This window comes from Streptomyces sp. CA-179760 (assembly GCF_050937045.1).
Classification (GTDB): domain Bacteria; phylum Actinomycetota; class Actinomycetes; order Streptomycetales; family Streptomycetaceae; genus Streptomyces.
Window position 1 is genome coordinate 7,769,616 of record NZ_JBNJLZ010000001.1, and the last position, 22,937, is coordinate 7,792,552.

The window sequence follows — 22,937 nt, forward strand, 5'->3', positions numbered from 1 at the left end:
GTCGGGTCAAATAAACCCAGGTGGGGCTCAGTTGGTACGGCGCCCTGCGGCCAGCCGGACGATGTCCACCCGCGAACGGATCCCCAGCTTCCGGTAGACCCGGGTCAGCGTCGCCTCGACGGTCTTGACACTGATGAACAGGCGCGCCGCGATCTCCCGGTTGGTCGCGCCCTCCATCACGAGCGAGGCGACCTGACGCTCCATCGAGGCCAGGCCCTCCAGCGCGTCCAGAGCGACGGGAGGCGCCGGGGAGGCCTGCTCCACCGCCGTGGAACCACCCGCGACGGCCGCGTCGACCTGCCGCAGCCAGGGCAGCGCCCGGCAGCGCCGGAACAGCCGGGCCGCCTCGTCGTACGACGCCGGCCCCGGCAGGGGAGTCCCGCCGGTGCGGGGCAGGGCGGCGGCCTGGGCGCGCAGCCTGGCCAGCGCGAAGGCGGCCCGCGCCTCCTCCAGGCCGTAGCCCAGCCTGCCGAGCCGGTCCCGCACGGACGCCAGCCGGACCAGGGCGGCCTCGTGGTCGCCGCGTGCCGCCCGCACCAGCGCCTCGGCCCGGTCCAGCACGGCCAGCACGCTCTCCCGGCCCAGCCGCAGCGCGTGCGCCCGGGTCGTGTCGATGACGTCCTGGGCCTCGCCCGGTTCGCCGATACGGACCAGGGCCTCCGCGAGGTCGCCGTGCCAGCGGCCGCGCGCCGGGTCGTTGATGCCGAGGCCCTGCTCCAGCTCCCGCACCCGGCGAAGCGAACGGACCGTCGCCGCAGGGTCCCCGGCCACCAACTGGGCGTAGCCCAGGGCCGCCAGAGCCCGGGACAGATACATCTGGTCGCCGTCGACCTCGGCGTGGTCGGCCGCCTCACGCGCGAGCGCCAGCGCCCGGTCCACGTCCCCTGCGGAGGCCTCAGCGAGCGAGGCGAGCATCGCCGAGGCGCCCTCGCCGATCCCGGCGTCCCGGGCGAGGCGCAGGCTCTCGCGGGCCAGGTCCAGGGCCCGGCCGCAGTGCCCGGTGCGCAGCTCCGTGTCGGCGAGGAAGCGCAGGAAGTGCACCTCGCTCTCGACCATGCCGCGCCGCCGCACCTCGCGCAGCAGCGCGGTGATCGTCGCCCGTGCCTCGGGCAGCTGGTCACTCATGATCAGCCAGCGGAACCGGGCCGAACCGGCGCCGTTGTGGTGGCAGGCCACATACGGGTCCTGGGGTTCCCGCAGGGCCCGCTTCACGGTCGCGGGCGCGCCCGGATGGCCCATCAAGGTCTCGGTGGAGGCCTGGAAGGACAGCGCCATCAGCTCGGTGCGCCGGTCCCCGCCCCGGGCGGCCAGCTCCGCCGCGTGCTCGGCCTCCTGCCGGGCCTCGGCGAAGTCGCCCTCCACGACCAGACCGCGCCAGGCCAGCTGGTAGTGGACCAGGGCGAGCAGCCCCGGGTCGTCGCCCGCGTCGGCCAGGACCTGCGGGAAGACCGCGTCGACCTCGCCGAGCGCCTGCCCGGCCGCCTCGATGACCACCATCCAGGCCCGCACCCGCTCGGCGGCCACGGTGGCACGCGTCAGTACGTCGCGGGCGATGTCCCGGGCGAGATCGGCCTCGCCCGCGGTGATCGCGTCCTCCGCGGCCTGCAGACGCCGCTCGTCCGGGCCCGGGGTGCTGTCCGCCGGGGTGTGCCGGGCCGCGAGCAGCCCGAGCGAGGCGGCCACGGACGGTGCCCCGCGGTCCCGGGCCAGCGTGCCGGCCTCGGCGAGCCGGGCCGCCACCTCCGGGTCGGTGCCGGTGGTCGCCAGGGCCAGGTGCCGGGCGCGCTCGATCGGATCGGAGGCCGCCGTGGACAGCGCGGCGTGCACGGCCCGCCGCTCCTGCGCCGGGGCCTCCGCGTACAACGCGGCCGAGATCAGCGGATGCGCGAACCGTACAGCGGGCCCCTCTGCCTCGGTCGCCAGCAGCCCGAGGGCCGCCGCCTGGGCCGTCTCGGCCTCGGCGTGCTCCCGGCCGGCCGCGTGCAGCAGCGCCAGCGTGGGGCGGGCACCGGCACTGGCCACCAGGAGGGTGCGGCGCGCCTCGTCCGACAGCATCTCCAGCCGGCTCAGCACCAGGGCCCGCAGCGAGGTCGGCACGGGCAGCGGCTCACCGGGCCGGGGCCGGGTGGGGCTCTCGGCAAGGGCGCGGCCCAGTTCCAGAGCGAAGAGCGGGTTGCCGGCGCTGGTGCGGTGGATGTCGCGGACCGTGGAGCGGGACAGCGGGGCGTAGCCGCGGTGGTCGAGCAGCGCCGAGACCTGCGTACGGGACAGCGGGCCCAGCCGGACGGCGAGCGTGTCGGGCGGGGACGCGCGTAGATGGCGGTCGTACTCCTGGCCCTCGGTCCGCACCGCGCACAGCATCTGCACGGGCGTGTCGCCCAGCCGCCGGGCGGCGAAACCGAGCAGCTCGGCGCTGGCGGCATCCAGCCACTGCAGGTCGTCGGCGACGACCAGCACCGGGCCCTCGGCGGCGAGGACGCGCAGCGCCGACAGCACGGCGAGCCGCAGCGCGAGCCCGTCACGCTGGAGGGTGGACTCGCCGCGCCCGGTGAGCGCCGACTCCAGGGCGGTGCGCTGGGCGGCGGGCAGCCGCCCCGAGACCTCGTCCAGGACCAGGCCGAACAGGTCGGCCAGCGCCAGGAAGGGCAGGTGGGATTCGGACTCGGTGGCCGAGCAGCGCAACACGGTCCGGGCCGAGCCGCCGTAATCCGCGGCCAGCGCCCGCAGGATCGTCGACTTTCCTATTCCGGCGGGCCCGTGGAGCAGCACACTGCCACCTCGGCCGAGCTGTTCACGCGCCGACGCGAACAGATCCTCCCTGCCGATGACCAGGTCGGGGCGGCTCCTGGGAGGCTCCTGGAAGTCCCGTGGCACGGTCACCGCTCCCCTCCCTGTGTCGTGTCCTGGCCAATATTAGGCAACAGCCCCTTGAATTTCGGACGGACGGCGTGGTGAGGGAAATAACAACCGACGCCGCCGGGCGAATTCACCGGGCCCCGAATGCGGCGGCAGACGCCGTGGGCGCCCGGTCGGGAACCCTTCGGCATATCGAACGCACCGGCACAACAGAAAACACCACAAACCTACGGCAACCATCCCGCCCGGCGCGCGGCGACCACGGCCTCACCTCGCGTCCGGGCCCGCAGCTTCCGCATGGCCGACCGCAGATACCCCTTGACCGTCTCGGGCGTCACGCCCAGCCGCTCGGCGGCGAGCGCGTTCGTGGCCCCCGCGGCGACACACGCCAGCACGTCCACCTCGCGCGGCGCCAGCCGGACCCGGACCGGCGAGGCGGACCCGGCCGTCAGCAGCGCACACGCCTCCAGCAGCTCGTCCCGCAGCTCCGGGTCCGCGATCTTCGGGGCCAGCGCCCGCAGCGCCGCGTGCGCCTCCCGCACCTGCTCCCACGCGGCGCCCTCCCCGCCCCCGGCGGCGAGCGTCCGCGCCTCGTCCCGCACGACCAGGGCCCGCTCCACATCCCGCGCCGCCTCGACGGCCGCGTCGAGCATGCGCCCGCCCATCGGCAGGGCCGTCCGCAGCGCCCCGTACAGCACCCCGCGCACCCCGTGCCGTACGACCACCGGCACGGCCAGCACCGAGCGCAGCCCCTCCACTGCCACCGGGGCGTCGTACTCGTGACTGATCTGCCGCGACGCCGAGTAGTCCGTCACCACGCACGGACGGGCGAGGACCACCGTCTTGCCGCCCAGCCCGTTCCCGGACGTCACCGCGAGGGAACGCAGGGCGTCCGTCGCCGTGCCGCTCAGTTCACTGATGCGCATCTGCCGCCCGGCCTCCATCAGGCCGCCGAAGGCGACCGGGAGGCCGGTGGCGCGCCGCAGACGCAGCAGCGCGTTCCGTATCTCGACGGCGTCGGACGCGTCTGCTGTCACCTGTTCGCCCCTTCACTACGGCTCCTGTGCGGGCGCACCCCCCGTTCGCGGGTAGTGAGACCTGCATCACGGATTACACGATGGTTCGGAGCCGCCCGGCAATGGTCCGGTACTCAGGAGGACAGATGACATCGGCGACGGAGATGTTCCGCGAGGCGCGGGACTTCCTGCTGGAACACCGCGAGGACTACGCCACGGCCTACGACGGCTTCCGCTGGCCCCGGCCCGAGTACTTCAACTGGGCGCTCGACTGGTTCGACGAGATCGCGGAGGGCAACGCCCGCACCGCCCTGCACATCGTCGAGGAGGACGGCCGCGAGACCCGGCTGTCCTTCGGGGAGATGTCGGCGCGCTCGGCACGGTTCGCCAACTGGCTGCGCGCCCGGGGTGTGCGTGCCGAGGACCGGATCCTCGTCATGCTCGGCAATCAGGCCGAACTGTGGATCACCGCGCTCGCGGCGATGAAGCTGCGCGCGGTGGTCATCCCGGCCACCCCGCTGCTCGGCCCCGCCGATCTGCGCGACCGCGTCGAGCGCGGCCGGGTCCGGCACGTCATCGCGCGCCCGGAGGACACCGGCAAGTTCGCCGAGGTCCCCGGCGTCTACACGCGCATCGCCGCCGGTGCCGCCCCCGAGGGCTGGCTGTCGCTGGAGGACGCCCACGAGGCCCCCGCCGACTTCACGCCCGACGCCCCGACCCGGTCCGACGACCCGCTGATGCTCTACTTCACCTCGGGCACCACCGCCCGGCCCAAACTCGTCGAGCACACCCACACGTCGTACCCCGTCGGGCACCTGTCGACCATGTACTGGATCGGCCTGAAACCCGGCGACGTGCATCTGAACATCTCCTCGCCGGGCTGGGCCAAGCACGCCTGGTCCAACCTCTTCGCCCCGTGGAACGCCGAGGCGACCGTCTTCCTGTACAACTACACGCGCTTCGACGCGGTCCGTCTCATGGCCGAGATAGACCGGGCCGGCGTCACCACCTTCTGCGCCCCGCCCACGGTCTGGCGCATGCTCATCCAGTCCGACCTGACCCAGCTGCGCACCCGGCCGCGCGAGGTCGTCGCCGCCGGTGAGCCGCTCAACCCGGAGGTCATCGAGCAGGTCCGCCGGTCCTGGGGCGTCACCATCCGGGACGGCTTCGGCCAGACCGAGACGGCCGTACAGGTCGCCAACAGCCCCGGCCAGCCCCTCAAGACCGGCTCGATGGGCCGGCCGAGCCCCGGCTACCGCGTCGAACTGCTGGACCCCGTCTCGGGCGCCCCGGGCGCGAGCGAGGGGGAGATCGCCCTCGACCTGTCGGGCCGCCCCGTCGGCCTGATGACCGGCTACCACGGCGACGCGGACCGGACGGCGGAGTCGATGGCAGGCGGCTACTACCGCACCGGCGACATCGGCGCCCGCGACGAGGAGGGCTACATCACCTACGTCGGCCGCGCGGACGACGTCTTCAAGGCGAGTGATTACAAGATCTCGCCCTTCGAGCTGGAGAGCGCGCTGCTGGAGCACGAGGCGGTGGCGGAGGCGGCGGTCGTTCCCGCCCCGGACGACCTGCGCCTCGCCGTACCGAAGGCGTACGTCGTTCTGGCGGAGGGCTGGGAGCCCGGCCCCGACACCGCGAAGGTGCTGTTCGAGCACTCCCGGGAGGCCCTGGCCCCCTACAAGCGCATCCGCCGCCTGGAGTTCGGCGCCCTGCCCAAGACCGTCTCCGGCAAGATCCGCCGCATCGAGCTGCGTGAGGCCACGGCGGCCGGCTCGGAGGCCGAGTACCGCGAGGAGGACTTCCGGTGAATTCGTACAGCCATGGAACCGGCGGGACGGCTCTGCTCGGTGACACGATCGGGGCGAGTCTGGACAGGGCGGTGGCCACCTGGCCGGAGCGCGAGGCGCTGGTCGACGTCCCGTCCGGGAGGCGCTGGACGTACGCGCAATTCGGTTCCGCCGTCGACGAGTTGGCGTCCGCGCTGCACGCCTCCGGTGTCGTCAAGGGCGACCGGGTGGGCATCTGGGCGGTGAACTGCCCCGAGTGGGTGCTCGTCCAGTACGCCACCGCACGCATCGGCGCGATCATGGTCAACATCAACCCGGCCTACCGTACCCACGAGGTCGAGTACGTCCTCAACCAGGCCGGTGTGTCCCTGCTCTTCGCATCGGTCAGCCACAAGGCGAGCGACTACCGGGCGATGGTCGGGCAAGTACGGGACAGGTGCGCCGAGTTGCGCGAGGTCGTGTACTTCGGCGACCCGAGCTGGGAGACGCTGCTGGGACGGGCCACCCCCGACGCCCGGTCGCGGTACCCGGAGCTGTCCTGCGACGACCCGATCAACATCCAGTACACGTCGGGCACCACGGGCTTCCCCAAGGGTGCGACCCTCTCGCACCACAACATCCTCAACAACGGGTACTTCGTGGGCGAGTCGATCGCCTACAGCGAGCAGGACCGGGTGTGCGTCCCGGTGCCCTTCTACCACTGCTTCGGCATGGTCATGGGCAATCTGGCCGCCACCTCGCACGGCGCGTGCATCGTCATCCCCGCCCCGTCCTTCGACCCGAAGGCCACGCTGGACGCGGTCCAGCAGGAGCGCTGCACCTCGCTCTACGGCGTCCCGACCATGTTCATCGCGGAGCTCAACCTCCCCGGCTTCGCGGAGTACGACCTCTCCTCCCTGCGCACCGGCATCATGGCGGGCTCGCCCTGCCCGGTCGAGGTGATGAAGCGGGTGGTCGCCGAGATGCACATGGCGGAGGTCTCCATCTGCTACGGCATGACCGAGACCTCCCCGGTGTCCCTCCAGACCCGCAGGGACGACGACCTGGAGCACCGCACGGGCACGGTGGGCCGGGTCCTGCCGCACATCGAGGTCAAGGTCGTCGATCCCGCGACGGGCGTGACCCGGCCCAGGGGCGCCGCGGGCGAGCTGTGCACCCGTGGCTACAGCGTGATGCTCGGCTACTGGAACGAGCCGGAGAAGACCGCCGAGGCCATCGACGCGGGCCGCTGGATGCACACCGGCGACCTCGCCGTGATGCGCGAGGACGGCTATGTCGAGATCGTCGGGCGCATCAAGGACATGATCATCCGGGGCGGGGAGAACATCTACCCCCGCGAGATCGAGGAGTTTCTCTACGCCCACCCCGGCATCCAGGACGTCCAGGTCGTGGGCGTCCCGCACGACCACTACGGCGAGGAGGTCCTGGCCTGCGTCATCGCCCGCGACCCGGCCGCCCCGCCGACCCTGGAGGACGTACGGGCCTTCTGCGAGGGGCAGTTGGCCCACTACAAGATCCCGAGCCGGCTTCAGCTCCTCGACTCCTTCCCGATGACGGTGTCGGGGAAGGTGCGCAAGGTGGAGCTGCGGGAGAGGTTCTCGGACGGGCAGAGGTAGAAGAGTTCGGGGTCGCCCTCGTCCAGGCCGTGGACCAGTCCGGCGGGTTGCCAGCCGGCTTTCAGCAGCAGGTGCCGCATGGGCCGGTTGGAGACGTTGGTCGAAGTGAACAGTTTGGGAGTGGTGCACGCGGCCTCGACAGCCGCGAGGAGTCGCGTGGCCACTCCGTGCCGGCGCAGGCCGGGCGCGACCGTCAGCAGCGTGAGAAAGCCCTGCTCGAAGAAGGTGTACTCCAGCACGCCGTAGCCCACCGGCCCGCGCGTGTCCTCGACGAGCAGGGCCAGGCCCTGGTCGCACCAGCGCCGGATGCTCGCGCGGCGCGCCGGATCGCCCGCCGCCGCGATCGGGTCCGCCTCGGCCAGTGCGGTCCAGTCGGCCGGTCCGGCGCGGCGCACTGCGAGCGTGCCGGGTTCGATGTCACCCATGGGGCGCATCGTGGCAGGACGTGCACCGGCCCGCACCTGGATTGTGCGCGGGTCGGCCGGTCACAACGGGGCGCGCATGCACACCCGTGGCCAGCGGTCCAGACCGTGTTCGGACTCTGTCGCGCGGATGGCGCGCAGGCCGGGGGTGAGGTCTGGTTCCGTCAGGGTGTGGAAGCCGAGGCGAGCGTAGTAGGGCGCGTTCCACGGGACCTCCGCGAAGGTGGTCAGGGTCAGGGCGGTCAGGCCCTCCTCGCGGGCGCGGTCGGCGGCGTGTGCCAGGAGGTCCCGGCCCACGCCGCGGCGCGCGGCACGCGGGTGGACCGAGACCTGCTCGATGTGCAGCGCGCCGTCCACGGGTTCGGCGAGCAGATACGCGACCGGGTGGTCCCGCTCGTCCGACGCGACCCAGCAGCGGCCGGCCCGGCGGTAGTGCTCCAGTACGTCGAGCCCCGGCGGCTCGTCGTCGGCGATCTCCGGCATGCCGAGGTCGCGGAAGGGGGCGCCTGCGGCTCGTTCGATGTCCTGGAGGACGGGGAGTTCGGCGGCTGCCGCCGGGCGGATGCGGGTGCGCATGCTGGGAGTATGCGGCGCGGTGGTGTGGTCAGGGGGCCGGTTTTCCGGTGCCAGTGGTGTCCAGCGCCTCGGCCGGGGCGTTCACGGGGCGCGGCGTGCCGGTCAGGTCGAGGACGAACAAGGGGATCTCCAGGGCGTCGGCGCGGGTCCGGGCGTCGTCCGCGTAGCCGGTGAGGGAGAAGTAGAGGCAGTCGGCGGACTCCGTCATGGCCGTCAGCCACAGGCACTCCACGTCCCGCAGTGTCGCGGGGCGGACGGCCGGGTCCACCTGTGCCAGGACGCCGCGGGCGGCGAGGCCGATGCCGGACGGGGGACGCTGGTCGGCCCGGCGTACGTCCGGGTAGCCGAGCCAGCGCAGATACAGCGCGGTGGCCGTGACGGCGTCCCGAGCGGTGCGGATGGTGACGGACCGGAAGGGAGGCCTGGTGGCATCGGCAGCGGCGCCCGCGACGGCGGTGGCGGCCGCGGCGCCACGTGCGTCCGGAACGGACCGCGGCCGGGCGGCATCGGCGGCCTGGTCCGTCCTGTCGACCGGGCCGGCAGGCCCCCGCCCCTCCGCCACCGGCACCCGCAGCACCGTCCCGCACGCGCACCCCAGCTCCGGCCGCGGCCACTCCCCGCTCCTGCCGCAGGACGCGCAGCGCACCGTCACCCAGTCGTCCTGCCAGACGCGATGCGAGACGGGTGTCGCCGCCCGGTGGCGGTCCAGGGGCATGGTGACCGGCGCGCCGCACACGCAGGGATACACCGGAGCCGTGTAGCGGTGCCCGCGGTGGCAGGCCGGGCAACGCACCGGGACGGTCTCGGCCATGTCACTCCAGAACCGCGTCGCGTCGGGGACAGCGGATCCATCGTGCCCCTCCGGGCCCCTGTCTGTCCGCCCGTTGCCATCTCTTGACGGCCTTCGGCAACCCCACTTACATTAATTCCAGATAGTAGAAGATATTTTCCACAATACGGAAGAGCTCACCGCGGGCGCGACGGGAGTGCGAATCCGGCAGCCGAAGCAGGAGTACTCGATGGCTCGAATGACCGCTGCCCGCGCGGCAGTTGAGATCCTCAAGCGCGAGGGCGTGACCGACGCGTTCGGTGTCCCGGGCGCGGCGATCAACCCCTTCTACGCGGCACTCAAGGCCTCCGGCGGCATCGCCCACACCCTCGCCCGGCACGTCGAGGGCGCCTCGCACATGGCCGAGGGCTACACCCGCACCCACCCGGGCAACATCGGCGTCTGCGTCGGCACCTCAGGCCCGGCCGGCACTGACATGATCACGGGCCTGTACTCCGCGACCGGCGACTCCATCCCGATCCTGTGCATCACCGGCCAGGCCCCGACAGCCGTGATCCACAAGGAGGACTTCCAGGCCGTCGACATCGCCTCGATCGCCAAGCCGGTCACGAAGATGGCCGTGACCGTCCTGGAGGCGGCACAGGTCCCCGGCGTCTTCCAGCAGGCCTTCCACCTGATGCGCTCCGCCCGGCCCGGGCCGGTCCTGATCGACCTGCCGATCGACGTCCAGCTGACGGAGATCGAGTTCGACCCGGAGACGTACGAGCCGCTCCCGGTCTACAAGCCGGCCGCGACCCGCGCCCAGATCGAGAAGGCGGTCACGCTCCTCAACGAGTCGGAGCGGCCGCTGATCGTCGCCGGCGGCGGTGTCATCAACGCCGATGCCGCGGAACTGCTGGTCGAATTCGCCGAGTTGACCGGCATCCCGGTGGTCCCCACCCTCATGGGCTGGGGCCTCCTCCCCGACGACCACGAGCTGAACGCCGGCATGGTCGGCCTCCAGACCTCGCACCGCTATGGCAACGCGACCTTCCTGGAGTCCGACTTCGTCCTCGGCATCGGCAACCGCTGGGCCAACCGCCACACCGGCAAACTGGACGTCTACACGGCCGGGCGGAAGTTCGTCCACGTCGACATCGAGCCCACCCAGATCGGCAGGATCTTCGCCCCGGACTACGGCATCGCCTCCGACGCGAAGGCCGCGCTGGAGCTGTTCGTCGAGGTGGCACGGGAGCTGAAGGCGGCGGGCAGGCTGCCCGACCGTACCGAGTGGGCCGCCGCCGCGCAGGAGCGGAAGGCGACGCTCCAGCGCCGTACGCACTTCGACGACATCCCGATCAAGCCGCAGCGCGTCTACGAGGAGATGAACAAGGCCTTCGGCCCGGAGACCCGCTACGTCTCCACCATCGGCCTCTCGCAGATCGCCGGAGCCCAGATGCTCCACGTCTACCGGCCCCGCCACTGGATCAACTGCGGCCAGGCCGGCCCGCTCGGCTGGACCGTCCCGGCCGCGCTCGGCGTCGCCAAGGCCGACCCGGAGGCGTCCGTCGTCGCGCTCTCCGGCGACTACGACTTCCAGTTCATGCTGGAGGAACTGGCCGTCGGCGCGCAGCACAAGATCCCGTACGTCCATGTCCTCGTCAACAACTCCTACCTGGGCCTGATCCGTCAGGCACAGCGGGCGTTCGACATCGACTTCCAGGTCAACCTGGAGTTTGAGAACATCAACGCCCCGGAGCTCGGCGTCTACGGCGTCGACCACGTCAGGGTCGCCGAGGGCCTCGGCTGCAAGGCGATCCGCGTCACCGACCCCGCCGAGCTGGGCGCGGCCTTCGAGCAGGCCAAGAAGCTCGCCGCGGAGTACCGGGTCCCGGTGGTCGTCGAGGCGATCCTGGAGCGCGTCACCAACATCTCCATGTCGACGACCAACGACATCGGCAACGTCGTGGAGTTCGAGGAGCTCGCCACGGAGCCCGGCCACGCGCCGACCTCGATCAAGACGCTGAAGGTCTGACGCGCGGGAGAACGAACGAGCAGAGGGGCGGCCCGTCCGTGGGGACGGGCCGCCCCTCGCGCATGTCACGCATGGGGTCAGCTTCCGCCGCCTCCGCATCCGCCCCCGCCGCCACCTCCACCGCAGTAGTGGTACCCCCGCCGCTGCCGCCCCTGCCGCGCGGTGAGTTCTTGAGGAGGCTCTTGCCGCCCACCTCGGCCCGGCGGACCAGCCCGGCCCGCAGGGCGAAGCGCGGCACCAGCAGACGCAGGGCCGGCTCGCCGTGCAGGGCGACGGCCAGCAGCCTCTCGTCGTCGGTCAGGCCGTGCCTGTTCGTCGGCAGCGGATGGCTCTGCCGCAGCTCCCGCACCTGGCGGCGGGCGGCGCGTGTCGGGCCGAGCAGCGGGTAGCGCAGCAGGCCCGCCCCCGCGAGAGGGATGCGCATCAGCGCCAGCGCGATCCGGATGTCCGGGTCCTTCACCAGCGTCCGCGGGCCGGCGGGCTCGCGCAGGGACGTGTGCACCGCCTGCGCCAAGGGGGACGGCGGTCGCTCCGCGGACATGACGTCCGCGATGCCCTTCCGTATCGTCCCCGGCCGGTCGGCCTCCACCAGGCCCCGCAGATACAGGTCCACCACGGCGACGGTGACGGCGGCCCGCGGGCCTTCCCCCAGCAGTGCGATCTCGTGCGGCTCCAGCCGGACCGCCGTACCGTCGCTCATGGCTTCACCCCCCCGTGACGGGGCCCGCCGCCCCCGTGCCGGCGGGCCCCGTGTGACGAGAATGTGCCCGGCCCCGGGGCGGTTGAAGCCCCCGGGGCCGGGTTCAGAGGTTCATTTGAGGATGCCGTACGGGGCCTACGACCGCTGCCGTAGGCGTGTTCACGCGTCGTGGTGCTCCGACAGCCCCGGCCAGTCGTCCGGGCCGCCGCCCTGCCACTCGACGAGGTCGCTCTCGGCGACATCGGTGACGTACAGGTCGGCCAGCCGCAGGATCTCGGCGACGTCGTCGGCGTGGGTGGCCACGCCCAGGGGTTCCTCACCCAGGGTGACCCGGCGGGATCCGTCCAGGGCGGGGGAGTGGACCACGACATGCGGATGCTCGGTGGGAGGTGCCATGCCTTCAGGCTCCTGCGGACGCACCTGTTCCGCACCCTGAACAAGCTGGCCGCCCGACGGCGCGAGGCTGGGCGCGACAGGACATTCGCGCCGCCGGACGGGGTCTGTGAGGGGAGGGAGGGGAGAAGTGCTGGGACCGCGGCGGTGCGACGGGGCCCGGAACGGTCTTCCCTCGGGTCGAGAAGCCCGCTCCCGGTCCTTCACCACCGCACTGGCTCGCAGCCGCCGCGGTCCACACCCTGCCCGAGTCCGTGCCCGGGGCGACCACCCCTCATCCGGGTCGCCCCGCGCGGTCGGACGCGGTCAGGGAGTTCAGTCCTCGCGCAGAGCGCGGACCGCCTCCTCCACGCGCCGCCCGTACTCGGGGTCGGCGGCGTGGAAGTGCGCGAGGTTCTTCTCGATCACGTCGTCGCGGGAGACCTGGGAGAGGCCGCCGGCGATGTTCGCGATCAGCCGGGACTTCTCCTCGGCGGACATCAGCCGGTACAGCTCGCCGGCCTGGAAGAAGTCGTCGTCCTTGGTGTGGAGGGGCGCCGCGTGGGTGCCTGTGTGGCCGTCGACCGCCAGCGGGGCCGACAGCGGGCGGCCGGTCTCGGCCGGGCCGTCGTAGGAGTTCGGCTCGTAGTTCTTCGCTCCGCGGCCCTGGGCGTTGGTCGCCATGAGGCCGTCGCGGCCGTAGTTCAGTGCGGTCGTCGCCTTCGGGGCGTTCACGGCCAGCAGGGTGTGGTTGACGCCCAGGCGGTAGCGGTGGGCGTCCGCGTAGGCGAACAGGCGGCCCTGGAGCATCTTGTCGGGCGAGGGGCCGATGCCCGGCACGAAGTTGTTCGGGGAGAACGCGGCCTGCTCGACCTCGGCGAAGACGTTGTCCGGGTTGCGGTCCAGCACCAGCCGGCCCACGCGCCGCAGCGGGTGGTCCTGGTGCGGCCAGACCTTGGTCACGTCGAACGGGTTGAAGCGGTAGCCGTCCGCCTCTGCCGCCGGCATGAGCTGGACGTAGAGGGTCCAGGACGGGCGCACGCCCCGCTCGATGGCCTGGAGCAGATCCGTCTGGTGGGAGTTCGCGTCCCTGCCGGCGGTCTCCGCGGCCTGCTCGGCGCTGAGGGAGCGGACGCCCTGGTTGGTCTTGAAGTGGTACTTGACGAAGAAGGCCTCGCCCGCTCCGTTCGTCCACTGGTAGGTGTGGGAGCCGTAGCCGTTCATGTGCCGGTACGAGGCCGGGATGCCGCGGTCGCCCATCAGCCAGGTCACCTGGTGCGTGGCCTCGGGGGAGTGCGCCCAGAAGTCCCAGACGTTGTCCGGCTCCTGACGGCCCGTGAAGGGGTCGCGCTTCTGCGAGTGGATGAAGTCCGGGAACTTGATCGGATCCTTGATGAAGAACACCGGGGTGTTGTTCCCGACGAGGTCGTAATTGCCCTCCTCCGTATAGAACTTGACCGCGAAACCACGCGGGTCGCGCACCGCGTCCGCGCCGCCGAGCGAGTCGGCCACGGTGGAGAAGCGCACGAACACCTCGGTCCGCCTGCCGACCGTGCTCAGGAAGTCGGCGTGCGTGAAGTCGGTGACGTCGTCGGTCACTTCGAAGTGACCGTACGCGCCGGAGCCACGGGCGTGCACCACGCGCTCCGGAATGCGCTCGCGGTTGAAGCGCGCCAGCTTCTCCAGCAGGTGCTGGTCCTGGAGCAGGAGCGGGCCGCCGGTGCCGGCGGTGGCGGAGTTCTGGTTGTCGGCGACGGGGGCGCCGGACTCGGTGGTGAGCACGCGCTGCGACATCGTGACCTTCCGATACGAGAGGGCAGCGGAAAAGTGTTTCCGCTTTGTGGAGCCTAGGGTCGGGGTGAACCGAGCGTCAACAGTTTGTTGAAGTGATGGGTATGGCTGGGCCGGGCGGCGCCGCCCCTTTGGGCGCGACAGGACAGATGTCAGCGGCGGCGCCGCCCGGGGTCTGGGGTCCCCGGGGCTGCGTAAGCCCGAAGGGGGTCAGAGCTGGGCGCCGGACAGCCGCTCCACGGCCCGCAGCAGCGCCGAGTGGTCCAGGCCGCCGTCGCCCTGCGCGCGCAGGCTCGCGACCAGCTGCGCGACCACGGCGCCGACGGGCAGGGCCGCGCCGACATTGCGGGCGGCGTCCGTGACGATGCCCATGTCCTTGTGGTGCAGGTCGATACGGAAGCCCGGCTTGAAGTCCCGGCCGAGGAAGTTGTCCTTCTTGCGGGTCAGCACCGTCGAGCCGGCTAGCCCGCCGTTGAGGACGTCCAGGGCCGCCTTCAGGTCCACGCCGGACTTCTCGAGGAAGACCACGGCCTCGGCGCACGCCTGGATGTTCACGGCGACGATCAGCTGGTTGGCGGCCTTCACGGTCTGGCCGGAGCCGTGCGGGCCGCACAGCACGATGGTCTTGCCGAGCGCCTCGAGGATCGGCTTCGCTGTGTCGAAGTCGGACTGCTCACCGCCGACCATGATGGACAGCACGGCCTCGATGGCGCCGGCCTCACCGCCGGACACCGGGGCGTCCAGGACGCGGATGCCCTTGTCCTTCGCGGCCTTCGCCAGGTCGACCGAGGTCTGCGGCGTGATCGAGGACATGTCGATCACGAGGGCGTCCGGCCTGGCGTTCTCCAGGATGCCGTCGGGGCCGTAGGAGATGGCCTCGACCTGGGGGGAGGCCGGGACCATCGTGATGACGACGTCGGCGTCCTTCACGGCCTCGGCGATGGAGGGGGCGGCGGTGCCGCCCGCCGCCGCGAGACGGTCCAGCTTGTCCTGCTCCAGGGTGAAGCCGGTGACGTCGTAGCCCGCCTTGATCAGGTTCTCGGACATGGGGGAGCCCATGATGCCGAGCCCGATCCAGGCGACCTTGGGAAGTGAATTGCTCATGATGGGTGCCTTTCGGTGCGGGGGTCAGCGGGGCAGCCAGTCGAAGGCCTCGGTGCTCGGGCGGACGCCCGGCTTGTACTCGAGGCCGACCCAGCCGTCGTAGCCCGCCTTCCGCAGCTGGTCGAGGAGGTCTTCGAGGGGCAGCGAGCCCGTCCCGGGGGCGCCGCGGCCGGGGTTGTCGGCGATCTGGACGTGACCGGTCTTCGCGGCGTACCGCTCGATCACCGCGGGGAGGTCCTCGCCGTTCATGGACAGGTGGTAGAGGTCCATGAGGAAGCGGGCGTTGCCCAGCCCCGTCGCCTCGTTGACCCGGTCGACCACGGTCACGGCCGCCGGGGCCGACGCCAGCGGGTACAGCGGGGACTCGGGCCGGTTCAGCGCCTCGATCAGCAGGACCGCGCCGATCCGGTCGGCGGCTCGGGCCGCGAGGGTCAGGTTCTCCAAGGCGAGCGCGTCCTGCTCGGCCGGGTCCACGCCCTCGACGCGGTTGCCGTACAGCGCGTTGAGCGCCGTGCAGCCCAGGGAGGCGGCGAAGTCGGCGGCCACGTCGATGTTGGCGCGGAACCGCTCCGACTCCTCACCGGGGATCGACAGGGCGCCGCGGTCCGGGCCCGGGAGCTGTCCGGCGTAGAAGTTCAGGCCGGTGAGCCGGACGCCCGCGTCCTCGATCGCCCGTTTCAGGGCGTCGAGCTCGGAGCGCTCGGGGACGGGTGAGTCGGTCCAGGGCCACCACAGCTCGACCGCGGTGAAGCCCGCCGCGGCGGCGGCCGCGGGGCGCTCCAGGAGGGGGAGCTCCGTGAAGAGGATCGACAGGTTGACGTTGAAGCGCTGGTCTGCGAATCCCATCGGGGCGGCGCTCCCTTCCTTGTCTTCCGACGTATCTTCCAGAAGATATTCCGTATTGCGGAATCATATTTCTGCTTAACGGAAGATTGCCGGTGGTGCCCGAGGGCTGTCAAGAGGGGCTGCCGGAAAGTCCGTCCCGCGCGTTAGGTTGAGCGCGTGCGACTGAGAGTGGAGTTCACGACCGAGCCCTTCGACCTGGACGAGGCACCCGCGCACGCGCTGGTGGCCCGCGAGGTCGTGGAGGCCGCCGAGCTGGACGCGGTGGACGTCGGCCCGTTCGGCAACACCGCGGAGGGCGGTGCCGACGCGGTGCTCACCGCCGTGGACGCCCTGCTCCGCAAGGCCCTGGAGGCCGGCGCCACCCGGATCTCGCTCCAGGTCAACGTGGCCGAGGAGGGCGAGGCGTGAGCGGCGCGGGGGACGAGCCGTTCATCGCGGCCGTGAAGCCCCTGGTCGACGCCATGGGCGGAGAGATGATCCCGCCGGACGAGGCCGGCCCCGACGACGTCGTCCTCTCCTGGGAGGGCGGTGACGCCGTCGCCGTACGGCTGCCGCAGCTCGCCGACTCCCTCGATCACATCCTCGCCGCGATGGAGCGCCGCAAGGGCCCGCTGGCCGATCTGGACCGCAAGGCGAAGCAGGAGGTCGTGCGGATACTCGAGGCGCGGGGCGCCTTCTCCGTGCGGCACGGGGTGGAGACCGTGGCGAGCGCCCTCGGTGTCAGCCGGTTCACCGTCTACAACTACTTGAACCGTGAGAAGGGGGCCTGACCGGCCTCGGTCCCCTCGCCATCCTCGTCTGCGAATTTTCAACAAACTGTTGACGTGTCGTCGCGGGAGGGCGTTAGCTGTCGGCACGCCCGTTCAGCACGAAGGCCGTAACCGGCCACGGAGGCTCCCGTGACTTCCCCTTCCACGCCGCCGGGCCTGGCCCGGTTCAACACCGTCGAGGAGCACGCGGCCTTCGCCGCGCTCCACGAGGCGTGCGCCTCCACGGCGTGGGCGAAGCGACTGCTCGCCGCCCGCCCCTACGCCACCCCCGAGGAGCTGTACGCCGCGAGCGACGCCGCCATGGCGGAACTGACGGTCACGGACCTGGAAGAGGCCATGGCCGGCCACCCGCCCATCGGCCGTCCCAAGACCGGCGACCCCACTTCCGCCCGGGAGCAGCGCGGCATGTCCGGCGCCTCCGACGCACTCAAGGCGGAGATGCTCGAACTGAACCTCGCCTACCAGGAGAGGTTCGGCCATGTCTTCCTGATCTGCGCCACCGGCCGGACCGGCGAGCAGATGCGCGACGCGGTCAGGGAACGGATCGGCAACCCGCCGGAGCGGGAGCGGGAGATCGTCCGCACCGAACTGGGGAAGATCAACCGTATCCGGCTCGCCCGCCTCGTCGAAGAAGACTGAAGAGGACGCCAGACCATGAGCACCAGCACCACCGCATCCGTGTCCACCCACATCCTGGACACCAGCGTCGGCCGCCCCGCCGAGGGCGTCGCCGTCCAGCTCTCCGCCCGTAGCGGCCGGGACGCTGCGTGGCAGGCGCTCGGCGGCTCCGCGACCGACGCGGACGGGCGGTGCAAGGACCTCCCGGCCCTGCCGGAGGGGACCACCCACGTACGGCTCGACTTCGCGGTGGAGCCGTACTTCGAGAAGTTCGCGAACGTCGCGAAGAAGAAGGCCGATGCGCAGCAGGACGCCCCCGCGAATCGGGACAGCGGCGCCGGTGTGTTCTTCCCGGAGGTGGCGATCACGTTCGCCGTCGTACCGGGCGAGCACTACCACGTACCGCTGCTGCTCAACCCGTTCGGCTACTCCGTATACCGAGGGAGCTAGCTACATGCCCACGATCCTGGGACAGAACCAGTACGGCAAGGCCGAGAACCGAGTCGTAAAGATCACGCGGGACGGCGCCACCCACCACATCAAGGACCTGAACGTGTCCGTGTCGCTGAGCGGCGACATGGAGGAGGTCCACTACTCCGGCTCCAACGCCAACGTCCTCCCCACCGACACCACCAAGAACACGGTGTACGCGTTCGCCAAGGAGCACGGCATAGAGTCCGCCGAGCAGTTCGGCATCCACCTCGCCCGGCACTTCGTGACCTCGCAGGAGCCGATCAGGACGGCCCGGATCCGCATCGAGGAGTACACCTGGGAGCGGATCGAGGCCGCCGACTCCAACTCGCGGTTCATCGGCGCCGACGAGGTCAAGCACTCCTTCGTCCGCCAGGGCCAGGAGACACGGCTCACGCAGATCACGTACGACGGCTCGTCGTGGGAGGTGATCTCCGGTCTGAAGGACCTCGTCGTGATGAACTCGACCAACTCCGAGTTCTGGGGCTACGTCAAGGACGAGTACACGACGCTGAAGGAGGCCTACGACCGCATCCTGGCCACCCAGGTCTCCGGCCGCTGGCGCTTCAACTGGACCGACGACGACCAGCGCATGCCCCACTGGGAGAAGTCCTACGAGCAGACGAAGAAGCACATGCTCCAGGCCTTCGCCGAGACGTACTCGCTGTCGCTCCAGCAGACCCTGTACCAGATGGGTTCGCGGATCATCGAGAACCGCGGCGAGATCGACGAGGTCCGGTTCTCCCTGCCGAACAAGCACCACTTCCTGGTCGACCTGGAGCCGTTCGGGCTGAAGAACGACAATGAGGTGTACTTCGCCGCCGACCGCCCCTACGGCCTGATCGAGGCGACGATCCTGCGGGACGGCTGCGAGCCGCGCATCCCCGTGGACCTCACCAATCTCTGACGTTCCCTCTTTCGGCACCCGTGGCCGGGGAACCCGCCTCTCCGGCCACGGCACTCAAACTTCCGGGGTCCTGCCGTGCCCACTCCACAACAGCGCAAAGGACGAACCATGGCAGCAGACCGGCGCATCGTCATCGAGAACTGCGCGATCGCGACCGTCGACGCGGACGACACCGAGTACGCCTCCGGGTACGTCGTCGTCGCCGGCAACCGCATCGAGTCCCTCGGCGCGGGCCTGGCCCCCGAGGGCCTGGAGAACGTGGCCCGCCGTATCGACGCCTCCGGCCACCTCGTCACCCCCGGCCTGGTCAACACCCACCACCACTTCTACCAGTGGATCACCCGGGGTCTGGCGACGGACCACAATCTCTTCGACTGGCTGGTCGCGCTGTACCCGGTCTGGGCCCGCATCGACGAGCCGATGGTGCGCGCGGCGGCCCAGGGCTCGCTCGCGGTGATGGCCCGCGGCGGCGTCACCACCGCCATGGACCACCACTACGTCTTCCCGCGGGGCTCCGGCGACCTGTCCGGCGCGATCATCGGCGCCGCCCGCGACATGGGCGTCCGCTTCACCCTCGCGCGCGGCTCCATGGACCGCAGCGAGAAGGACGGCGGCCTGCCCCCGGACTTCGCCGTCGAGACCCTGGACGGCGCGCTGGCCGCGACCGAGGAGACCGTCCGGCAGCACCACGACTCGTCCTTCGACGCCATGACCCAGATCGCCGTCGCGCCCTGCTCGCCCTTCTCCGTCTCCACCGCACTGCTGCGGGACGGCGCCCAGCTCGCCCGCCGGCTCGGCGTACGGCTCCACACCCACGGTTCGGAGACCGTGGAGGAGGAGAAGTTCTGCCACGAACTGTTCGGCATGGGCCCGACCGACTACTTCGAGTCCACCGGCTGGCTCGGCGAGGACGTGTGGATGGCGCACTGCGTCCACATGAACGACTCCGACATCGCCGCCTTCGCCCGGACCGGGACGGGCGTCGCGCACTGCCCCTCCTCCAACGCCCGTCTCGCGGCCGGTATCGCCCGGGTCCCGGACATGCTGGCGGCCGGCGTCCCGGTCGGCCTCGGCGTCGACGGCACCGCCTCGAACGAGTCCGGCGAACTCCACACCGAGCTGCGCAACGCCCTCCTCATCAACCGCCTCGGCCCGCACAGGGAAGCCGCGCTGAACGCCCGTCAGGCCCTGCGCCTGGGCACCTACGGCGGCGCCCAGGTCCTGGGCCGGGCGGCGGAGACCGGCTCCCTCGAGCCGGGCAAGCTCGCCGACCTCGTCCTGTGGAAGCTGGACACGGTCGCCCACGCCTCCATCGCCGACCCCGTGACCGCCCTGGTCTTCGGCGCGGCCGCCCCGGTCACCGCCTCCTTCGTCGACGGCCGGCAGATCGTCGAGGACGGGCGGCTGCTCACGGCCGACGAGGACGCCATCGCCCGCGCGACGCGGGACGAGGCCCAGCGGCTGGCGAGGATCGCCGCGCAGGGCTGAACACCCCTGACTCCGGCCGGGAGGGACGGCTCCCGGCCGGTGGCCGTGGACCCGAGCGGGGACCACGGCGCCGTCTCCGGGGCGCGCGGATGCGTGCGCCCCGGAACGGTCACCGTCACCCGCATGTCCGGTCCCGCACGACCACCCGCACCACCTCCTTGACACCCACGGCAGCGATGCGACGCGGCCGTGTACCCGACCGGAGGGACGCCGCCGTGGCCGACCACCCCGTTGACGAGAAACTCCCCGCGCTCAAGATGGCGACGACCGGCCTCCAGCACGTGGCCGCCATGTACGCCGGAGTCGTCGCCCCACCCCTGATCGTCGGCGCGGCCATCGGCCTGACCGCCACCGACCTGACCTTCCTCACCGGAGCCTGCCTGTTCACCGCGGGCCTCGCCACGTTCCTGCAGACCCTGGGCATCTGGAAGATCGGCGCCCGGCTGCCCTTCGTCAACGGCGTCACCTTCGCCGGTGTCGCCCCCATGACCGCGATCGTCGCCGCCACCGAGGACAAGTCCGACGCCCTGCCGATCATCTTCGGCGCGGTCATCGTCGCCGGACTCCTGGGCTTCATCGCCGCCCCTTTCTTCAGCAAGGCGGTGCGCTTCTTCCCGCCGGTGGTCACCGGGACGGTCATCACCCTCATCGGCATCTCCCTCCTCCCGGTCGCCTTCGGCTGGGCGCAGGGACCCGACCCTGCGGCGCACGACTACGGTTCGGCGACCAACCTGGGGCTGGCCGCCGTCACCCTGCTGATCGTGCTGCTCCTGCGCCGCTTCACCACCGGCTTCGTCAAGCAGATCGCGGTGCTGCTCGGCCTGGTCGCCGGCACGCTGATCGCGATCCCCTTCGGCGCCACGGACTTCGGCCCTGTCGCGGACGCGGCCGTCATCGGCTTCCCGACCCCGTTCCACTTCGGCGCCCCGCAGTTCCAGCTGGCCGCGATCATCTCGCTGTGCGTGGTGATGGTGGTCTCGATGACCGAATCGACCGCCGACATGCTGGCGTTGGGCGAGATAGTCGACCGCCCGGCCGACGAGAAGACCATCGCGGCCGGCCTGCGCGCCGACACCCTCGGCTCGGCGATCAGCCCGCTCTTCAACGGCTTCATGTGCAGCGCCTTCGCGCAGAACATCGGCCTGGTCGCCATGACGAGGATCCGCAGCCGGTACGTCGTCGCCACCGGCGGCGGCTTCCTGGTGCTGATGGGCCTGTGCCCCATGGCCGCATCCCTGATCGCCGTCGTACCGCGCCCGGTGCTCGGCGGCGCGGGCGTGGTCCTGTTCGGCTCGGTCGCCGCCAGCGGCATCCAGACCCTGGTCAGGGCCGGCCTGGACAAGGACAACAACGTCCTGATCGTGGCCGTCTCCCTGGCCGTCGGCATCATCCCCATCACGGCGCCGGAGTTCTACCACGCGTTCCCCGAGACGGCGCGGATCGTCCTGGACTCGGGCATCTCCACGGGATGCGTGGCGGCGGTCCTGCTGAACCTGGTCTTCAACCACCTGGGCAACAAGGACGCGCGGGACGTCACCCACCCCATGGAGGCGGGCGAGGAGATCACCGGCGCGAGCCGGGCCGCCTAGAGCCCGAACAACCCCGGGTCCGTGGCCAGTTCCTTGAAGACCTTCGCGGGGTCGGCGACCAGCCTGCGTTCCTTGAGATCCAGGACGCCGCCGACCGCCGTGATCTCGGCGGCCACCGTGCCGTCGGTCTTGCGGACGGTCTGCTCGATACGGAACGTCTTGCCGCTGCCCCAGTCGAAGGCGCAGGTCACCTCGACCTCGTCGCCCGCGAGCAGCTCCCGTTTGTAGCGGATGGTCGTCTCCAGGGCCACCGGGCCCACACCGGTCCCCGTGAGCGCGGACTGGCTGATCCCCGCGGCGTGCAGCAGCGACCAGCGGGCGTGCTCCGCGTAGTTCAGGTACACGCTCTGGTTGAGGTGACCCTGTACGTCGGTCTCGTAACCACGGACGGTCACAGGGACGGAAAACGGCTCGCTCACGGCATTCCCTTCTCGCACCGGACTCTCATGCATCGCGCAACGATCCACTGATCTTGGCATGTCCATCACGCTCGGCGCGGCGAAGCCAGGAGATACCGGTTTCCGGTGCGCGGTTCGCGGTGGTCGCTCACCTGCCAGCCTGCCCCTTCCAGTGTGGCCGCGCAGGCGCGCAGTGCCTCGCCGTCCGGCTCGTGCACGGCCACGGCCTCCGGCTGCGGGGTCGTCCGCACCCGGTATCCCCCCTCGGAGCCCTGTACGGCCGGCTGGTGCCCGGCCGCCTCCAGGGCGAGCGCGGCGGCCTGAGCCAGATGCGTACGCTCCCAGCCGCACGGCCGGTCCGTGGCCCCGTCCGGGTTGGTCATCCGGCGCAGCTCCACCAGGCCCTGCCAGGCGCTGTGCACCTCGCGGCGCCGGGCCGGACGCCCGGTTTCCGGCGCGGTCGCCTCGCCCCCGACGCGCGCCGCGAAGACACCCGCCGACGCGGGGGCCTCACCGGCCGGCTCGGGCGTCCCCGTCACGCCCTGCCGTACCCGATGCCCCTCCGGCGTCAGAAAGTGATCGTGCGGCGGCCGGGGGTGCCGGAAGGCGAGACCGCGCTTCACCAGGGCGGCGAGCTGTGCCTCCGTCCCCCTGAGCCGCCCGGTGACCGGGTCGGCGGCGTCGATGACACTCCGCTGCGCGGCGGTCGGCGGTCGGGTCACGGCGCGCTCCTCTCCGGCCTCGGACAGGCCCCGGGGCACTCGCCCCACCTGCTCGAAGGCTACGACCCGCCACTG

At 71.5% G+C, this 22,937-nt stretch carries 22 protein-coding genes; 10 read left to right on the forward strand and 12 right to left on the reverse strand.

The features are described 5' to 3' along the window. Positions 1–27 precede the first annotated feature (27 nt). Positions 28–2,880, reverse strand: a complete 2,853-nt coding sequence (locus ACQEV8_RS35280; RefSeq protein WP_432968655.1) for an AAA family ATPase — start codon at positions 2,878–2,880, stop codon at positions 28–30. Between the two features lie 203 nt (positions 2,881–3,083). Further along, the gene (locus ACQEV8_RS35285) at positions 3,084–3,893 is read right to left on the reverse strand and encodes a response regulator transcription factor (RefSeq protein ID WP_432968658.1); all 810 of its coding nucleotides are present in this window, start codon (positions 3,891–3,893) and stop codon (positions 3,084–3,086) included. 125 nt (positions 3,894–4,018) lie between these two features. On the opposite strand from ACQEV8_RS35285, the gene ACQEV8_RS35290 reads away from it, so the two are divergent. Together ACQEV8_RS35290 and ACQEV8_RS35295 are read left to right on the forward strand one after the other, a co-directional pair. After that, positions 4,019–5,689: an AMP-binding protein gene (locus ACQEV8_RS35290; RefSeq protein ID WP_432968661.1), complete on the forward strand. Its 1,671-nt coding sequence runs from the start codon at positions 4,019–4,021 to the stop codon at positions 5,687–5,689. Then, on the forward strand, positions 5,686–7,284 hold the full coding sequence (locus ACQEV8_RS35295) for an AMP-binding protein (RefSeq protein WP_432968664.1): 1,599 nt from the start codon (positions 5,686–5,688) through the stop codon (positions 7,282–7,284). Before ACQEV8_RS35290 ends, ACQEV8_RS35295 begins: the two co-directional genes overlap by 4 nt. On the opposite strand, the gene ACQEV8_RS35300 is transcribed toward ACQEV8_RS35295, so the two are convergent. Genes ACQEV8_RS35300 through ACQEV8_RS35310 form a run of 3 tightly spaced genes read right to left on the reverse strand, consistent with a single transcriptional unit; the run spans position 7,197 to position 9,093 of the window. Further along, the gene (locus ACQEV8_RS35300; RefSeq protein ID WP_432968667.1) at positions 7,197–7,709 is read right to left on the reverse strand and encodes an N-acetyltransferase family protein; all 513 of its coding nucleotides are present in this window, start codon (positions 7,707–7,709) and stop codon (positions 7,197–7,199) included. The two genes, ACQEV8_RS35295 and ACQEV8_RS35300, sit on opposite strands and share 88 nt — an antisense overlap. A 60-nt stretch (positions 7,710–7,769) precedes the next feature. Further along, positions 7,770–8,282 carry a GNAT family N-acetyltransferase gene (locus ACQEV8_RS35305; RefSeq protein ID WP_432968670.1) on the reverse strand — a complete coding sequence of 171 codons (513 nt, stop codon included), beginning with the start codon at positions 8,280–8,282 and terminating at the stop codon, positions 7,770–7,772. Between the two features lie 28 nt (positions 8,283–8,310). Beyond that, a complete protein-coding gene (locus ACQEV8_RS35310) occupies positions 8,311–9,093 on the reverse strand; it encodes a hypothetical protein (protein WP_432968673.1) in 783 nt (260 codons plus the stop codon). Between the two features lie 208 nt (positions 9,094–9,301). On the opposite strand from ACQEV8_RS35310, the gene gcl reads away from it, so the two are divergent. Next, positions 9,302–11,086, forward strand: a complete 1,785-nt coding sequence (gcl, locus tag ACQEV8_RS35315; RefSeq protein ID WP_432968676.1) for a glyoxylate carboligase — start codon at positions 9,302–9,304, stop codon at positions 11,084–11,086. Here gcl and ACQEV8_RS35320 read toward each other — a convergent pair. From ACQEV8_RS35320 to ACQEV8_RS35340, 5 genes are all read right to left on the reverse strand, one after another. Beyond that, complete coding sequence (locus tag ACQEV8_RS35320) at positions 11,067–11,786, reverse strand: TIGR04222 domain-containing membrane protein (protein WP_432968679.1); 720 nt, start codon at positions 11,784–11,786, stop codon at positions 11,067–11,069. The two genes, gcl and ACQEV8_RS35320, sit on opposite strands and share 20 nt — an antisense overlap. A gap of 159 nt (positions 11,787–11,945) precedes the next feature. Next, positions 11,946–12,182: a hypothetical protein gene (locus ACQEV8_RS35325; RefSeq protein ID WP_432968681.1), complete on the reverse strand. Its 237-nt coding sequence runs from the start codon at positions 12,180–12,182 to the stop codon at positions 11,946–11,948. A gap of 312 nt (positions 12,183–12,494) precedes the next feature. Next, complete coding sequence (locus ACQEV8_RS35330; RefSeq protein WP_432968684.1) at positions 12,495–13,952, reverse strand: catalase; 1,458 nt, start codon at positions 13,950–13,952, stop codon at positions 12,495–12,497. Positions 13,953–14,159: 207 nt separating this feature from the next. Further along, positions 14,160–15,053, reverse strand: coding sequence for a 2-hydroxy-3-oxopropionate reductase (locus tag ACQEV8_RS35335; protein ID WP_432968687.1), 894 nt, complete (start codon positions 15,051–15,053; stop codon positions 14,160–14,162). Between the two features lie 24 nt (positions 15,054–15,077). Beyond that, entirely contained in the window at positions 15,078–15,899 is an 822-nt protein-coding gene (locus ACQEV8_RS35340) for a TIM barrel protein (RefSeq protein ID WP_432968690.1), read from the reverse strand. A 156-nt stretch (positions 15,900–16,055) separates the two neighbouring features. Here ACQEV8_RS35340 and ACQEV8_RS35345 point away from each other — a divergent pair, with 156 nt between their 5' ends. The 7 genes from ACQEV8_RS35345 to ACQEV8_RS35375 all read left to right on the forward strand — a co-directional run bounded on the left by ACQEV8_RS35345 (position 16,056) and on the right by ACQEV8_RS35375 (position 21,742). Further along, positions 16,056–16,307 (forward strand): hypothetical protein, encoded by a 252-nt coding sequence (locus ACQEV8_RS35345; RefSeq protein ID WP_184588829.1) that lies wholly within the window; start codon positions 16,056–16,058, stop codon positions 16,305–16,307. After that, positions 16,304–16,669: a helix-turn-helix domain-containing protein gene (locus ACQEV8_RS35350; RefSeq protein ID WP_193476813.1), complete on the forward strand. Its 366-nt coding sequence runs from the start codon at positions 16,304–16,306 to the stop codon at positions 16,667–16,669. The genes ACQEV8_RS35345 and ACQEV8_RS35350 overlap by 4 nt, the downstream gene beginning before the upstream one ends. 129 nt (positions 16,670–16,798) lie before the next feature. After that, positions 16,799–17,308, forward strand: a complete 510-nt coding sequence (gene uraD, locus ACQEV8_RS35355) for a 2-oxo-4-hydroxy-4-carboxy-5-ureidoimidazoline decarboxylase (RefSeq protein ID WP_432968696.1) — start codon at positions 16,799–16,801, stop codon at positions 17,306–17,308. A 15-nt stretch (positions 17,309–17,323) separates the two neighbouring features. Further along, positions 17,324–17,737, forward strand: a complete 414-nt coding sequence (gene uraH / locus ACQEV8_RS35360; protein WP_432968700.1) for a hydroxyisourate hydrolase — start codon at positions 17,324–17,326, stop codon at positions 17,735–17,737. 4 nt (positions 17,738–17,741) lie between these two features. After that, a complete protein-coding gene (pucL, locus tag ACQEV8_RS35365) occupies positions 17,742–18,665 on the forward strand; it encodes a factor-independent urate hydroxylase (protein ID WP_432968703.1) in 924 nt (307 codons plus the stop codon). 108 nt (positions 18,666–18,773) lie between these two features. After that, positions 18,774–20,153: an 8-oxoguanine deaminase gene (locus tag ACQEV8_RS35370; protein WP_432968706.1), complete on the forward strand. Its 1,380-nt coding sequence runs from the start codon at positions 18,774–18,776 to the stop codon at positions 20,151–20,153. Between the two features lie 215 nt (positions 20,154–20,368). Then, positions 20,369–21,742, forward strand: coding sequence for a nucleobase:cation symporter-2 family protein (locus ACQEV8_RS35375; RefSeq protein WP_432968709.1), 1,374 nt, complete (start codon positions 20,369–20,371; stop codon positions 21,740–21,742). On the opposite strand, the gene ACQEV8_RS35380 is transcribed toward ACQEV8_RS35375, so the two are convergent. Together ACQEV8_RS35380 and ACQEV8_RS35385 are read right to left on the reverse strand one after the other, a co-directional pair. Beyond that, a complete protein-coding gene (locus tag ACQEV8_RS35380) occupies positions 21,739–22,161 on the reverse strand; it encodes an acyl-CoA thioesterase (protein WP_432968712.1) in 423 nt (140 codons plus the stop codon). The genes ACQEV8_RS35375 and ACQEV8_RS35380 overlap by 4 nt on opposite strands. Before the next feature lie 65 nt (positions 22,162–22,226). Then, positions 22,227–22,862, reverse strand: coding sequence for a hypothetical protein (locus ACQEV8_RS35385; protein ID WP_432968715.1), 636 nt, complete (start codon positions 22,860–22,862; stop codon positions 22,227–22,229). Positions 22,863–22,937 lie beyond the last annotated feature (75 nt).